The sequence below is a fragment of the Rhizobium sp. LjRoot258 genome, assembly GCF_964254185.1.
In the GTDB taxonomy this organism is placed as follows: domain Bacteria; phylum Pseudomonadota; class Alphaproteobacteria; order Rhizobiales; family Rhizobiaceae; genus Rhizobium.
Genome location: NZ_CAXUST020000001.1, coordinates 483,704 through 497,560 on the forward strand (window position 1 = coordinate 483,704; position 13,857 = coordinate 497,560).

Consider the following 13,857-nt stretch of genomic DNA (forward strand, 5'->3'; position numbering starts at 1 on the left):
CGCCTTAAGCTCCTACCGCTGCGTCATAGGCGTAAATGGTCGCCTTGGCACGCTCGGCAACCTCTGCGGCGGTCATTCCCGGCTTGTACAGGCTGGTGCCAAGGCCGAAGGCATGAATGCCGGCCTTGGTATAATCAGCGAAATTCTTGTCCGAGACACCGCCGACGGCTGCGATCACGAGCTCCGGCGGCAGAATTGCGCGGATTGCGGTGATGCCGGACGGTCCCAGAACGCTGGCCGGGAAAAATTTCAACCCCGTCGCGCCGGCGCGGGCTGCAGCCAGCGCTTCCGTCGGCGTGAAGACGCCTGGCATCGTGACCATGCCGTAGTTGCGGGCGAGCACGATGACCTCAGGCTCGACGTTCGGCGTAACCAGCAGCTTGCCACCCGCGGAGTGGAGGCTGTCGACGGCTTCGGTGGTCAGTACGGTTCCAGCGCCAATCAGGCAATCGGCAGGCGCCATTTTCGCGGCGATCTCGATCGACTTGAAGGGATCGGGCGAGTTCAGCGGGATTTCGATCGCGGTCAGCCCGTTTTCGATCAGTGCGCCGACCACGCTTTCGGTTTCTTCGGGCTTGATCCCGCGTAGAATGGCAATCAGCGGGCGCTTCATCGTGGGGAAGGGGATGCGGTTCATCGCTTTGGTGCTTTCTTCAGTTCGGCCAAATGGCTTTGGCGGCGGCAGCAAGGCCACCACGGACAGCCGTATCAGCGTCGATCGTGTTAAAGGATAAAGATAGTGCCTTGAAGGCCGCTTCATAAAGGCCCTGCAACCGCCCGGCGGCGACAAGGGTGATGTTGACGTCCGTCGCTGTATCCGCCATGGCGCCCGCAATTTCGAGGCCGATCAGGGTTCCGGAGATCTTGGCCTGTGCGCCCGCAGCGGTCAGACCGTGCAGCAGCTGGCCCGAGCGCGCTGTAAAGAAGAGGTTGGTCGCCATTGCGGGATGCTCATAGGCTGCCCTGATCGCCGTTTTGAAAGCTGCCTCATCTGCCGGCGTCTGATCGGCGCCGGCTACGGCATGTGACAGGATCGTATACTTCGAGATCGCATCAAAAAGCTCGCCGGTCATGAAACTGGAGAAGCCCGTGACCCGCCCATCCTTGACATGCACCCATTTCGAGTGCGTACCGGGCATGCAGACCGCCTGTGATCCGGTGCTTGCCGGGCCAAGCGCGCCGAGAAGCTGCGTTTCCTCGCCACGCATGACATCGGGCCTTTCCTGATCCCTCTGGGCTAGTCCCGGAAGGATGCGTACGTCCCGGCTCTGACCGGGAACGGATACCGCGCCGGTCAGGATAGAAGAAAGCGATGCCGGGACGTCGACATAGCCTGCCTCGACCCATCCCTGCTTTGCGCCTGCCATGCCGCAGATGATAACCGGAAGATTTTCCGGCGCATTCACCTTGGCCAAGTGCGAGGCCAGAACCTCGGCAAAGCCGGTCTTCGCAGCCGTGGTCATGCCTTCGTTGCTGCGGCTTTCGCCAAGGATGCTGTCATCCTTTCCCATCAGCCAGAGCCGGAAACTGCTCGTTCCCCAATCCACCGCGACATAAGCGGGATTCGCCATCAGAAAATGCCTCCATCGACAATAAGGGATTGTGCGCTGATCGCTGCCGCGCAGCTGGACGCCAGAAACAGGCAAGGACCAACGATGGCGTCTGCGTGCAGAACCTTTTTGATGCACTGGCGCTGCACGGTCCGAGCGATGCCTTTCTCGGTGAGCCAGAGTTTCATCTGACGATCTGTCACGATCATCCCCGGCAGAATGCAATTGACGCGGATGTTATCAGGTCCGAGCTGGCCGGCTATGCTCTTGGTCAGCCCGATCACACCCGCTTTTGCTGTCGAATAGGCAGGGAATTCGGGCATGTTAAGGAGAAAGGCGATCGACGACATGTTGATCACCGCGCCGCCGCCGGCGGCGCGCATAGAGGGCGCAACGGCCTGCGTGGTGAAAAAGACGTGGCGCAGATTGATCGCCTGGTTGTCGTTCCAATATTCCTCGGTCACCGCCTCGAAATCGTGCCGGTCGTCGCGCGCGGCATTGTTGACGAGTACGCTGATCGGGCCGGAGTGCGCGACAACCTCATCGACCGTCCTGCGGATGGCTGCAACATCCCGCAAATCCGCCTTGTGGAAGCGAACGGGGTGCAGCGTGTCGCGCGACAGCCTCTCGACAAGTTCATGGCTTTCCGTTTCATCGATGTCGATGAAGGAAACCTTGGCGCCCTGACGGGCAAAGCCCCCAACAATCGCTGCCCCGATGCCTGACCCGCCGCCCGTGATCAGGACCGTGCGATCCCTGAATTCCGGAAACTGCGCAACAACGTCCACCACTATTTCCTCCCGGCCGCAGTTCTATTATGTGGAACTTCATTTGACTATGTGGAATTATCCGATTACCCTGGCGTCTCTGTCAAGGCGTTTGGGGCAAGCATGAGTGCGGCAAAAGTGAGTGCATCCGAGGGGCGTGACACGGGCACCCTCGGCAAGCTGATGGTCCTTCTTGACCGAGTGACCCACGCCGACGAGCCTATGCGCTTCACCGACATACTGGCGGTCGCCAATCAGCCCCGTGGTACGGTTCACCGTCAGCTGAGCCATCTCGTGGAGGAGGGCCTGCTCGAGATCGATACAGACGGCCGCTACTCGCCGGGCTTGCGGCTATTGGATCTCGCCTCTCGCAGCTGGGCGCGCAACGAGTTCCGTCTCATTGCCGAGCCGCATCTTAAAGCTCTGCAGGGTCTGACCGGCGAAACCGTTCACCTCGGCGTACTGCGGGGCACCTCGATCATCTATCTCGACAAATTCGAAGGGCAGCAGCCTGTCAGAATGTACTCGCAGATCGGCAACGCCTCACCGGTCTATTGCACCGGTGTAGGCAAGGCTGCCCTATCCATCCTGCCGACAGAGCGGGTTAAGGCGTTGGTGGCGGACATCGTCTTCCATCGGTTCACGGCCAACACGCATACGCCCGAGTCGCTGCTTGCCGAGATTGAGGAGATACGAAAGCAGGGCCATGCCTTCGACCGCGAGGAGCACGAGGTCGGGATCCGGTGCATTGCTGCCCCGATTTGGTCGGAAAACCTGTCGCTTGTCGGCGGCGTTTCCGTAACTGGCCCGGCCTACCGGCTCACCGTGGAAAGGCTTTCGGAATGGGCAGCTCCGATCCAGGAGTCGGCTGAACGGATCATGGAAGCGATGCGCATCGGGCTTGGTCCTCGTCGCTGACCATGACGATCGGCAGTACCCACCTAAAGCATTATATTGAGATTTTCTGACGAATCATCACAATTGACGCTCGTCAATCCCCCGTCCTGGGGTGTATGTGCTGGTAAATCGTCACCGGCCATACAAATTAGCGACGGCGCTGACGAGACGCCGCCTCCTTCAGCAATCCATCTTTCGAGTCGAATAAGTAAATGACACCATCGCAGCCAGGATCTTCCGTGGACGTCAACGTTAGTGAGATCGCCGCACTGAAAACGCAGTTCGATATTTTCCGCTTCATGAAGAAAGTAACGGAAGCCTATCGTGCGCGGGCCTTCATGGTCTTCAATATCCCCTCCGTGACGGCACGTGATCTGCAAAGTAACGCCGTCATCTCGAGTTGGCCGGTGGAACTCCTTGCCGCCTACGACCACGAAGGACTGGTGGCCAACAGCCCGGTCATGAAGCGGCTGCGGACCTCGACCACGCCGTTCTTCAACGACGTGTCACAGGCAAAGCTGGATCGGCCTGATGGAAAGGCTGGCATCGTCAAGGCGCTCTTTGAACGCTTTCGCATGATGCGTTGCGCTTATTTTCCAACCCACGAGGCCTCCGGTGGGCGCGGTGCCGTTTCATTTTCAGGCGATCGCGAGGCATTCACCGCCGAGGAAATGCGCGAACTCCACTATATTTCCATTCACGTCTTCGACCGGCTGGCAGAAATCCGAAGCTACGACAATCGGGTCACGGACACCTTGACCGATCGCGAGATCGACTGTCTGAACTGGACTGCCGCCGGTAAGACCAGCGTTGAGATTGCCGAAATCCTCAGCCTGTCCGAACACACGGTGAACCACTACCTCAACCGCGCGACCAAGAAGCTCGATACGGTGAACCGCACACAAGCAGTCGCCAAGGCCCTGCGGATCGGCCTCATAAAGTAAGGGTTGCGCAAATTGTGGGCTTCGCTGGCATTCGCGCCTAAATCTTCGCCAATGCCGACCACCTTGTCACCTTGTCACATCGGCCCTTGCGAATGTTTGCCAATTGGCACGCTTTCTGCTTCCTTACATCCAGCGGTCCAGAGGGGACCCGGTAACGACGCCGGATAAACGGCGCGACCGCACACCGCCAGCCGACGCCACGGCGCCTGATCTCGGGCTTGGGCGTCGGCGGCGGTTGATGCTTTTGGGACACGCCGTGACGGCGTTCCCTGCACCTGCTCTTCCAATGGGCGTTTTGTCCTGGTCTTTTGCCGCGCTTGCTCTAGTTCGCAAGGCTTACCTCGCTATCCTGGAAGGCCGTTGCGACCATCAGGGCGAAAGCCCGGCGGACTTGGTGGACGCAGTGGCCTTCCGGTTGGCCTCGTTTCCCTCAATTGCCATTCGATCACCGATTTTGTTTGGCGAAGGCGCGGCGCTCCTCTATCTAGAATGCCAACATAGGCAGTGAGGATGGAATGACCGGCGTCACCAAGGAACAGGTTCTCGAAACGCTGAAGACAGTCCGCGGCCCCGATCTCGAACACGATATCGTCGAGCTCGGCATGGTGTCTGATGTCTTCATTTCCGATGGCAAGGTCTATTTCTCCATTACGGTTCCTGCGGAGAGTGCCAAGGAGTTGGAACCGCTTCGCCTCGCGGCCGAACGGGTCATCAAGGAGATGCCGGGCGTCAAGGGAGCGCTGGTTGCGCTGACGGCAGACAAGAAGGCCGGTTCAGGCGCGGCGCCGGTTTCGCGCCCTCAACCGCAGGCGGGACATGACCATCATGGCCATGCACACGCGCCGCAACAGCAGCCCCGCGCCGGCAAGCTCGCCGTCCCCGGTGTCAACGCCATCATCGCCGTTGCCTCGGGTAAAGGAGGCGTGGGCAAGTCCACGACCGCCGTCAATCTTGCGCTCGGTCTCCAGGCAAATGGTCTGCGTGTCGGCATTCTCGATGCCGATATCTACGGGCCGTCGATGCCGCGGCTGCTGAAGATCTCCGGCCGTCCCACCCAGATCGATGGCCGCATCATCAATCCGATGGAAAATTACGGACTGAAGGTCATGTCGATGGGCTTCCTCGTCGACGAGGACACGGCCATGATCTGGCGCGGCCCGATGGTGCAATCGGCGCTGATGCAGATGCTGCGCGAGGTTGCCTGGGGCGAGCTCGACGTGCTTGTCGTCGATATGCCGCCCGGCACCGGCGATGCGCAGCTGACGATGGCACAGCAGGTGCCGCTCGCCGGCGCCGTCATTGTTTCGACTCCGCAGGATCTCGCCCTCGTCGATGCCCGCAAGGGGTTGAACATGTTCAAGAAGGTCGAGGTTCCCGTGCTCGGCATCGTTGAGAACATGAGCTATTTTATCGCGCCCGATACCGGCACGCGCTATGATATCTTTGGTCACGGCGGCGCTCGCAAGGAAGCCGAACGCATTGGCGTTCCTTTCCTCGGCGAAGTGCCGCTGACGATGAACATCCGCGAGACGTCGGACGCCGGAACGCCACTTGTTGCCACCGAGCCGAACGGCATTGTCGCCGGCATCTATCGAGAGATCGCCGCCAAGGTCTGGCAGCAGCTCGGTGGGCAGCCCCAGAGGGCCGCGCCGGCCATTGTTTTCGAGTGAATGCTTCGCCGCCGCTAGACTCCCAATTGCGGAGGAAATGTGGTCAAACGGCGCCGTGAACGTAAGATGTCTTGATTCTTTCGCAGCTTTCCGTCATATGGCGCGCCGTCGACATGAGGCGGTTTTTTGCGAATGCTCGATGATGGCCACCCCGATGGGGACCGGTCACCTGCATGTTCGGAGTTATCTTGGTCGAAGGATTGGTGACTGCGATGCGGTTGAGCACGTTGCATATCTCGGCGGTTGCCGGATGTGCCAGGAGTCGTATGAATTTTCGTCAATCGCTTTCGTTAAGATCGGGAACTTGCATCCCGCGCGCTCTCGCAGGCGGCGCGCCGTGGAAGGGCTTTCGATGAAAGCAGCGATGTGCGCAACACGCCCGGATTACCGGAGGTCCAGCCGGTGATCACGGCCTACTGTTCCGATTGTAAACCGGTTGAAATCGGCGATCTGTCGCAAGGTTCGTTGCGTGACGATGTGATGTGGATCGATATGGTCGAGCCTTCGCGCGAGGAGGAACTCTTCGTCGAAAGAACCCTCGGTGTTGAGGTTCCGACGCGAGACGATCTCAAGGACATCGAGCCGTCGGCCCGCCTCTACATGGAAAACGATGCCGTGTTCATGACCGCATCCCTCGTCTGGAAGGTTGAAACGGACGCGCCGACGCTGACCGACGTTGCGTTCATCCTGGCTGGCAAGCGGATGATCACGATTCGCTACGCGCAACCAAAGTCCTTTTCGCTGTTCATCGCCGCTCTTCACCGCGTGCCGCAGCAGTGGCGGAGTGGCGCTGCGTTGCTGGCAAAACTCTTTGAAACCGTGATCGATCGGACTGCCGAAATCCTCGAGTTGTCGGTCGCGCGTATCGACATCCTGTCGACGCATGTGTTTGGCGACCGCGCCAGGAAAGTTCGCAAGCCATCGAACTATCTGGAAGAAAAGCTCAGGGACATCGCAGGCCATCATCGCCTCGTCAGCAAGGTCCGCGACAGCCTCGCGTCGCTGTCGCGGCTGATGACGTTTTTCTACACCGTCCCGGCCGTCCAGCAGGATCGCGACACCAAGGAACTCTGCAAGACGGTCTCGCGCGACATCCAGTCGCTCAACGAGCATGCGTCCTTCATCGCCGGCAATATCACCTTCCTGCTCGACGCCTCGCTCGGCCTGATCAACATCGAGCAGAACTCGATCATTAAGATTTTTTCGATCGCGTCCGTGGTGTTCTTGCCGCCGACGCTGGTCGCCTCCATCTACGGTATGAATTTCGAATTCATGCCGGAACTGCACTTTGCCCAGGGGTATCCGTACTCGCTTGGGCTCATGGTGCTGTCCGCCATCATTCCCTTCTTCTTTTTCCGATGGAAAGGCTGGCTCTGAAGAGCCTGTTTTCATTTCATGCACGAAGGCAGCCATTCACACGAACGAAAAATGAAGCCGCGCAAGCTGTTCTATCTGGCGCTGGGCTCCGTCGGCGTCGTCTATGGCGATATCGGAACCAGCCCGCTCTACGCGTTCCGCGAAGCATTGAAGCCCGTCGCGATCGACGGCCTCACACGCTTCGAGGTGATCAGCCTCATCTCGCTGATGATCTGGGCTCTGACCATTATCGTCACCATCAAGTACGTGCTCTTCCTGCTGCGCGCCGACAACGAAGGCGAAGGCGGTACGCTCTCCCTGCTGGCGTTGCTGATGAAGACCGCCAACGGGCATACCGCGCTGCTGATGCTGCTTGGTCTCGTCGGTGCAGCATTGTTCCTCGGCGATGCGATGATCACACCGGCGCTGTCGGTTCTGTCGGCCGTTGAAGGTCTGAAGCTCGTGGCCCCTAGCCTAACGAGCTATATTGTGCCGATTTCGGTCTTCATCCTGGCCTTATTGTTTGCTGTGCAGTCGCGCGGAACCGGCGCCATGGCCCGTTTTTTCGGGCCGATCACGGCGCTCTGGTTCATCGTGATGGCCGCCGCCGGCATTTCGCACATTTCGGATGACTTCGGCATCCTTGCCGCCTTCAACCCCTATTATGCGATCAGCTTCCTGCTGCATGAGGGATTTTACGGCGTCGTCGTGCTTGGCGCAGTCTTCCTGACCGTGACGGGCGCGGAAGCACTTTATGCCGATCTTGGCCACTTTGGCCGTCGGCCGATTCAGTGGGCGTGGTTTGCGCTGGTTTTCCCGGCATTGACGCTGAACTATTTGGGACAGGGCGCTCTCGTCCTCGGCAATCCGATGGCGATGTCTGATCCTTTCTACCTGATGTATCCGCAATGGGCGCTGCTGCCGGTCGTCATCCTCGCGACCGCTGCGACGATCATCGCCAGCCAGGCCGTCATTACCGGCGCTTTTTCGCTTGTTCGACAGGGCATCAACCTCGGCTTCCTGCCGCGCATGGAAATCCTCTTCACGTCGGAGACGAATACGGGACAGATCTTCGTACCGTCCGTCAACGCCGTGCTCTTCTTCGGCGTCATATTCCTCGTCATCAGCTTCAAGACGTCGGATGCACTGGCAACCGCCTACGGTATCTCGGTGACGGGCGCGATGGTCGTCACTTCGATCATGGCCTTCGAGTTCGTGCGCGTTCGCTGGAACTGGTCTATCCCGGTCGCAACACTCGCCTTGGCGCCGCTCGTCGGTCTTGAGCTCATCTTCCTTGGCGCGAACCTGCTGAAGATCCACGACGGTGGCTACATTCCGATCATGATTGCCACGGCGTTTACCGTGATCATGTGGACCTGGCGACGCGGCTCGGCCCTGTTGATGGAGAAGACGCGCCATACCGATATCCCGCTGGCGTCTTTCGTCAGCTCGATCGAGCGCAAGAGCGACCATTCCCCCGCCCAGGTGCCCGGCACCGCGATCTTCCTGACCAGCGATCCGGAATCGGCGCCTGCCGCGCTATTGCATAATCTGAAGCACAACCACGTTTTGCATGACAAGAACGTGATTCTGACGATCCGCACGATCAACAAGCCGCGTGTTTCGAGCGCCGATCGCTACAAGGTCGAGCAGATCTCGGAGCGGTTCTCGCGCGTCGAACTGCTGTTCGGATTCATGGAATCGCAGAACGTCTCGCAAGCCTTGGCAACGCTGCGCAAGACCGGCCTGAAGTTCGACATCATGTCGACCTCCTTCTACCTCGGCCGCCGCAAGCTGGTTCCCGATGCCAAGTCCGGAATGCCTTACTGGCAGGATCGCCTTTACATCGCGCTTGCCAATGCTGCAGCAAATCCGTCGGATTACTTCCGCCTGCCGGCAAATCGCGTGGTGGAGCTCGGCTCGCACGTCATTATCTAGCCGAGCCAGTGCCCTTCGAAAGCCCGGCAAACCCGCGGGGCTTTTATTTTTGCTGCCGCTAATGCTTTCGTCCCTGGAAGGCGCCCCGTATTAACCAAGCATCAAGGTTAATGAGACATTTTCAACGGCATGTTCATGCGTCTCATGCCGGAGTCTCGCGTTGCGTCGAAATAGCCCTTCCCGTGGCAAGCTGCGCCTTTTGCTTCAAAACTGGAGTTCACCCGCGCTTTTCGGCTTTTGCGGGTGGCTGATGTCGCCGACGATGGTGTCCCATGCGGACCTCGCTGCTCTGCTTGCCGGCCTCGACCAGGAGCGGGAAAACTGGCGTATGGTATTGACCAATTCGCCGGCGGGGTCGATCCATCAGGCGGAACTGACCTTTGCCGATCCTGTCGTGACAGGCACGATCGCCGCCGGTGCAGGCATGGTTCTGCCTGACGGGCGCAAGGTCGCCTTTATGGCGAAGGAAAAGGGACATGAGGCGACGCCGGACGAAGATCGCGTCAATCGCCCGTCTAAAAAGGGCCGCGTCGTTGCCGTAGAAAAGGTGCAGCCGCCAAAGGATTTCTCTGCCGGGTCTATCCTCCACAGAACACGCCTGCTTTTTCAGCCCGCCTTCGACTTGAAGGATAAGTCGGCCTTCGTGAAGCCGAAGATCAAGGGCAAGGAAATCCAGATCGCCTCGAATTTCTATAAGAAGGAGCCGCCGAAGCCCGATCGCGGCGTCTCGCCCATGCTAGCCGGCCTCGTGACCAACACAAAGGCCGACGTGCTGGCAACGGCCTATGCGCCGGCCGCTCCTGATTATTCCCGTCAGTCGCCGTTCGATTCGATTCTGACCGACAAGGCCGACGACGGCCGCTTCGTGCCGCAGATCGGCCCGCGTGACCACGCCTGGGCTGCAAGCATCCTGTCGCCCTCCGTATTCTCGGCGGCCGAGCAGCAGTGCCTGGCATCCGGCATCTATTTCGAAGCGCGTGGCGAAACGGTGAAGGGGCAAGCCGCCGTCGCCCAGGTCATTCTCAATCGCGTCCGCAATCCGGCCTACCCGAAGACGATTTGCGGCGTCGTCTATCAGAACGAGGATTGGCGCAACCGATGCCAGTTCTCCTTTGCCTGCGACAACATCAAGGATCGCGTGAACTCGCAGTATCATTGGAGAATCGCCCGCGAAGTCGCCATGGCCGTTACCGCAGGCAAGATCTGGTTCCCGCAGGTCGGTTCCGCCACGCACTATCATGCTGTCTACGTTCGCCCGAAATGGGCCAAGACGATGGAAAAGGTCGGCCGCATCGGCCTGCATGTCTTCTATCGCACCTATGGCGGCGGCTGGAGCTGAGGAAAAAGCTGATCCTGACGCTATTTCGCGTCTCATCGCCGCACACAAAAGCGGATTCTTTCGGTCGATTTTGGCTAAGCTCGTCGAGATCGGCCTAAGCATATGTTTTTTATTGCCTATTTTATGGCTGGACATCGACCTCCTACGCCTTGACTATGCTTTTTGCTAAAACTATGTTGCGCGCGACTTCAGAACGGGCCGAAAGGTTCTCAAACCTTGGGGTCGTTGTCCGGAAAACCGGGGTAGCGGGCGGACAGCGGCTGGCGGAGGAGAGCACCATGGCGGATGACCGCGAGGAAAGTCTTGAGAAGCGCCGGGCGCAATTGGAAGCGAAGCTCGCAACCAAGCGCGTAGAGGCGGGGAAGGAAGAGGCTATCGAAGCCAGCGCCGAGGCGAGCCGCAAAGGCTATGCCGAGGCGATGAAGCTTTCGAGCGAATTCATCTCCGCAATCGTCGTCGGCGCCGTTCTTGGCTATGTCCTCGACCGTTTTGTCGGCACGGCGCCTTGGGGATTGATTGTTCTTCTTCTTCTTGGATTTTGTGCCGGCGTATTGAACGTTCTGCGTGCTGCGGGGAAGGTTGCAAAGCCCGATCCTGCGGAGCGCGAGAATGGCGGAAAATAGGGCAGGGCGCTCCGGCGTTCGATCCAGTGCAATGATCCCGTTTCGCGCGGGCTAAAGATAGAGAGAACAAGCGGTGTCTAACGATCCGACCCATCAGTTCCTGATCCAGAAGATTGTGCCGATCGAAGTCGGCGGAATTGATTTCTCGTTTACGAATGCATCGCTCTTCATGGTGGCGTCCGCTGCCGTCGCCGCTGGCTTTTTGTATTTCTCGACGTCGAACCGGGCGATCGTGCCTGGCCGTTCCCAGTCGGTTGCAGAGATGTCCTACGAATTCATCGCCAACATGCTGAAGGAAGGCGCTGGATCCAAGGGAATGAAGTTCTTCCCGTTGGTCTTCTCGCTCTTCATGTTCGTGTTGACGGCAAACCTGCTCGGCATGTTCCCGTACTTCTTCACGGTCACCAGCCAGATCATCGTCACCCTCGCGCTGGCGCTGCTCGTGATCGGTACCGTTCTCGTCTACGGTTTCTACAAGCACGGCTTCCACTTCCTGAATATCTTCGTGCCGCAGGGCGTTCCGGGCATTCTTCTGCCGCTCGTCGTGGCGATCGAAATCATCTCCTTCCTCTCCCGTCCGATTTCGCTCTCCGTTCGTCTCTTCGCCAACATGTTGGCGGGTCACATCACCCTTAAAGTGTTCGCAGGCTTCGTCGCCTCGCTTGGAGCGCTGGGTGCACTCGGCGTCGGTGGTGCCATTCTTCCCCTCATCATGACGGTCGCCCTGACCGGTCTCGAGTTCCTCGTTGCCTTCCTGCAGGCTTACGTCTTTGCGGTGCTGACTTGCATGTACCTCAATGACGCGATCCATCCGGGCGGCCACTAAGGATACCGATATTGACGTCCATGGGCGTCAGTCAATTCGCCGTAACAACCATTTCAAAGGAGTGAAAATATGGATCCCATCGCAGCAAAGTACATCGGCGCAGGTCTGGCTTGCCTCGGTATGGCCGGTACGGCTCTCGGCCTCGGCAACATCTTCGGCAGCTACCTGTCCGGCGCGCTGCGCAACCCGTCGGCTGCTGACAGCCAGTTCGGCCGTCTGGTTTTCGGCTTTGCCGTTACGGAAGCTCTGGGCATCTTCTCGCTGCTCGTCGCTCTCCTCCTGCTCTTCGCCGTCTAAGACAGGCGCATTGAAGGATCACGGCCTGCGACCCGCAAGCCGTGATCCTTTGCATTTGCAGTACACCTGGAGGTGAGCATGTTTTTTGTGACCCCGGCTTACGCCGAAGAGGCCCCGGCGGGAACCGCAGAAACTGGCGCAGCGACCGGTACAGACACGCATGCCGCTCCGGCAGCAGGCGAGGTCCACACCGAGACCGGCGTACCAGCCGAGCATCACGGCGGCGGCGTATTCCCGCCTTTCGATTCGACGACCTACGCCTCGCAGCTTCTGTGGCTGGCGATCACGTTCGTTGTCTTCTTCGTGCTCATGCAAAAGGTCATCACGCCGCGTATCGGTGGTATTCTCGAGCAGCGCCACAATCGCATCTCGCAGGACCTCGATGAGGCAGGCCGCCTGAAGGCGGAAGCCGACGCAGACGTTGCTGCTTACGAAGCCGAATTGGCCGCTGCTCGCGCCAAGTCAAACTCGATCGGCACTGCCGCTCGCGATGCCGCCAAACTGAAGGCGGAGGCCGACCGCAAGGCCGTCGAAGCAAGCCTGGCTGAGAAGCTGAAGGCTGCGGAAGGTCGCATCGCCGAGATCAAGGCGAAGGCATTCGCTGACGTCGGTTCCATCGCCGAAGAAACCGCAACGGCTGTTGTAGAACAGCTGATCGGCACCACAGCAACGGCAGAAGTTGCTGCTGCGGTTGCTGACATCAAGAAGGGGGCTTGATCGATGGAATTTGCATTGGACGCAACATTCTTCGCATTCGTCGGTCTTGTGCTGTTCCTGGCGCTGGTCGTCTACCTCAAGGTTCCGGGCATGATGGCTAAGTCGCTCGACGACCGTGCCGACCAGATCCGCAACGAGCTGTCGGAAGCCAAGCGCCTGCGCGAAGAGGCCCAGCATCTGCTGGCCGAGTATCAGCGCAAACGCAAGGAAGCTGAAGCAGAAGCTGCACACATTGTCGCCGCTGCTGAGCGTGAAGCCGAAATGCTGACGGTGGAAGCCAAGAAGAAGACGGAAGAATTCGTCGCAAACCGCACCGCGGTTTCCGAGCAGAAGATCAAGCAGGCGGAAGCCGATGCGATGAAGGCGGTTCGTTCCGCTGCTGTCGATCTGGCGATCGCCGCTGCCGAAAACGTTCTGGCGAAGAAGGCCGACACGAAGGTGCAGGCCGATCTCTTCAAGGGGGCGGTCGGCGAAGTGAAGACGCGTTTGAACTGAGCGCTCGGTTCGTGTTCATCTGAAAAGCCCCGTTCAACCGACGGGGCTTTTTTGCTATTGGCGGCACGGCCGTCAAGGTGAAGGCAGCCTATGCAGACGGATGAGACGCATGGCGGATCGATCTGTCAAACGATCAGCGCGTCGCCATGTCCGATCTCGCTGTCAAGCGTTTGAATGCGCTTCTCGCCTTCATGGACGAGGAGGCGACGCGGCGATCGGAAAAATATTGCGGGCATATCGAGCAGGGCCATCACATGCTTTGATGCGAGGACATTGACGACATCCGCGCGAACCGGAATCAAATCCTGGCCGGGCACATGGCCGCCTGATTAGCTGAAAGGCAGCCGCCTGCCATAAAGGCGCCATTCAATGGTCGGCGGATCGCCCCGCTATTGCCGCACCAAAAACGTCGCACAATCACATTGTCGCCGGATCATT

14 protein-coding genes are annotated in these 13,857 nt (G+C 59.2%); 11 read left to right on the top strand and 3 right to left on the bottom strand.

All coding sequences use genetic code 11. The annotated features are described in order from the left end of the window. Positions 1-4 precede the first annotated feature (4 nt). The 3 genes from ACSQ9D_RS02405 to ACSQ9D_RS02415 are packed head-to-tail and all read right to left on the bottom strand — an operon-like array spanning position 5 to position 2,341. Complete coding sequence (locus tag ACSQ9D_RS02405; protein ID WP_436281016.1) at positions 5-637, bottom strand: 2-dehydro-3-deoxy-6-phosphogalactonate aldolase; 633 nt, start codon at positions 635-637, stop codon at positions 5-7. A 16-nt stretch (positions 638-653) separates the two neighbouring features. Continuing rightward, positions 654-1,571 (bottom strand): 2-dehydro-3-deoxygalactonokinase, encoded by a 918-nt coding sequence (locus ACSQ9D_RS02410; protein ID WP_436281017.1) that lies wholly within the window; start codon positions 1,569-1,571, stop codon positions 654-656. Further along, on the bottom strand, positions 1,571-2,341 hold the full coding sequence (locus tag ACSQ9D_RS02415; RefSeq protein ID WP_436281018.1) for an SDR family NAD(P)-dependent oxidoreductase: 771 nt from the start codon (positions 2,339-2,341) through the stop codon (positions 1,571-1,573). The genes ACSQ9D_RS02410 and ACSQ9D_RS02415 overlap by 1 nt, the downstream gene beginning before the upstream one ends. A 99-nt stretch (positions 2,342-2,440) precedes the next feature. Here ACSQ9D_RS02415 and ACSQ9D_RS02420 point away from each other — a divergent pair, with 99 nt between their 5' ends. The 11 genes from ACSQ9D_RS02420 to ACSQ9D_RS02470 all read left to right on the top strand — a co-directional run bounded on the left by ACSQ9D_RS02420 (position 2,441) and on the right by ACSQ9D_RS02470 (position 13,419). Next, on the top strand, positions 2,441-3,235 hold the full coding sequence (locus ACSQ9D_RS02420) for an IclR family transcriptional regulator (RefSeq protein WP_436281019.1): 795 nt from the start codon (positions 2,441-2,443) through the stop codon (positions 3,233-3,235). Positions 3,236-3,426: 191 nt separating this feature from the next. After that, complete coding sequence (locus ACSQ9D_RS02425; RefSeq protein WP_436281020.1) at positions 3,427-4,158, top strand: helix-turn-helix transcriptional regulator; 732 nt, start codon at positions 3,427-3,429, stop codon at positions 4,156-4,158. A 515-nt stretch (positions 4,159-4,673) separates the two neighbouring features. Beyond that, on the top strand, positions 4,674-5,828 hold the full coding sequence (gene apbC, locus ACSQ9D_RS02430; protein ID WP_037113796.1) for an iron-sulfur cluster carrier protein ApbC: 1,155 nt from the start codon (positions 4,674-4,676) through the stop codon (positions 5,826-5,828). 402 nt (positions 5,829-6,230) lie between these two features. Then, on the top strand, positions 6,231-7,205 hold the full coding sequence (locus ACSQ9D_RS02435; protein WP_037115280.1) for a magnesium transporter CorA family protein: 975 nt from the start codon (positions 6,231-6,233) through the stop codon (positions 7,203-7,205). An 18-nt stretch (positions 7,206-7,223) separates the two neighbouring features. Further along, positions 7,224-9,122, top strand: coding sequence for a potassium transporter Kup (locus ACSQ9D_RS02440; protein WP_072370515.1), 1,899 nt, complete (start codon positions 7,224-7,226; stop codon positions 9,120-9,122). Positions 9,123-9,282: 160 nt separating this feature from the next. Next, the gene (locus ACSQ9D_RS02445; RefSeq protein ID WP_436281021.1) at positions 9,283-10,461 is read left to right on the top strand and encodes a cell wall hydrolase; all 1,179 of its coding nucleotides are present in this window, start codon (positions 9,283-9,285) and stop codon (positions 10,459-10,461) included. Between the two features lie 278 nt (positions 10,462-10,739). After that, entirely contained in the window at positions 10,740-11,084 is a 345-nt protein-coding gene (locus ACSQ9D_RS02450) for an AtpZ/AtpI family protein (RefSeq protein WP_047516812.1), read from the top strand. 73 nt (positions 11,085-11,157) lie between these two features. Beyond that, on the top strand, positions 11,158-11,910 hold the full coding sequence (locus ACSQ9D_RS02455) for a F0F1 ATP synthase subunit A (protein WP_024314309.1): 753 nt from the start codon (positions 11,158-11,160) through the stop codon (positions 11,908-11,910). 69 nt (positions 11,911-11,979) lie between these two features. Further along, positions 11,980-12,207, top strand: a complete 228-nt coding sequence (locus ACSQ9D_RS02460) for a F0F1 ATP synthase subunit C (RefSeq protein ID WP_016552934.1) — start codon at positions 11,980-11,982, stop codon at positions 12,205-12,207. A gap of 78 nt (positions 12,208-12,285) precedes the next feature. Next, entirely contained in the window at positions 12,286-12,924 is a 639-nt protein-coding gene (locus ACSQ9D_RS02465; protein WP_436281022.1) for a F0F1 ATP synthase subunit B, read from the top strand. Between the two features lie 3 nt (positions 12,925-12,927). Next, positions 12,928-13,419, top strand: a complete 492-nt coding sequence (locus tag ACSQ9D_RS02470; protein WP_037113773.1) for a F0F1 ATP synthase subunit B — start codon at positions 12,928-12,930, stop codon at positions 13,417-13,419. Positions 13,420-13,857 lie beyond the last annotated feature (438 nt).

What these genes read in the sequence shown, in the direction of transcription:
- ACSQ9D_RS02450 (WP_047516812.1), top strand. Translation starts at nt 10,740, where the DNA reads ATGGCGGATGACCGCGAGGAAAGTCTTGAGAAGCGCCGGGCGCAATTG.
- ACSQ9D_RS02470 (WP_037113773.1), top strand. Translation starts at nt 12,928, where the DNA reads ATGGAATTTGCATTGGACGCAACATTCTTCGCATTCGTCGGTCTTGTG.
- ACSQ9D_RS02465 (WP_436281022.1), top strand. Translation starts at nt 12,286, where the DNA reads ATGTTTTTTGTGACCCCGGCTTACGCCGAAGAGGCCCCGGCGGGAACC.
- apbC (WP_037113796.1), top strand. Translation starts at nt 4,674, where the DNA reads ATGACCGGCGTCACCAAGGAACAGGTTCTCGAAACGCTGAAGACAGTC.
- ACSQ9D_RS02425 (WP_436281020.1), top strand. Translation starts at nt 3,427, where the DNA reads ATGACACCATCGCAGCCAGGATCTTCCGTGGACGTCAACGTTAGTGAG.
- ACSQ9D_RS02440 (WP_072370515.1), top strand. Translation starts at nt 7,224, where the DNA reads ATGCACGAAGGCAGCCATTCACACGAACGAAAAATGAAGCCGCGCAAG.
- ACSQ9D_RS02460 (WP_016552934.1), top strand. Translation starts at nt 11,980, where the DNA reads ATGGATCCCATCGCAGCAAAGTACATCGGCGCAGGTCTGGCTTGCCTC.
- ACSQ9D_RS02420 (WP_436281019.1), top strand. Translation starts at nt 2,441, where the DNA reads ATGAGTGCGGCAAAAGTGAGTGCATCCGAGGGGCGTGACACGGGCACC.
- ACSQ9D_RS02405 (WP_436281016.1), bottom strand. Translation starts at nt 637, where the DNA reads ATGAACCGCATCCCCTTCCCCACGATGAAGCGCCCGCTGATTGCCATT.
- ACSQ9D_RS02410 (WP_436281017.1), bottom strand. Translation starts at nt 1,571, where the DNA reads ATGGCGAATCCCGCTTATGTCGCGGTGGATTGGGGAACGAGCAGTTTC.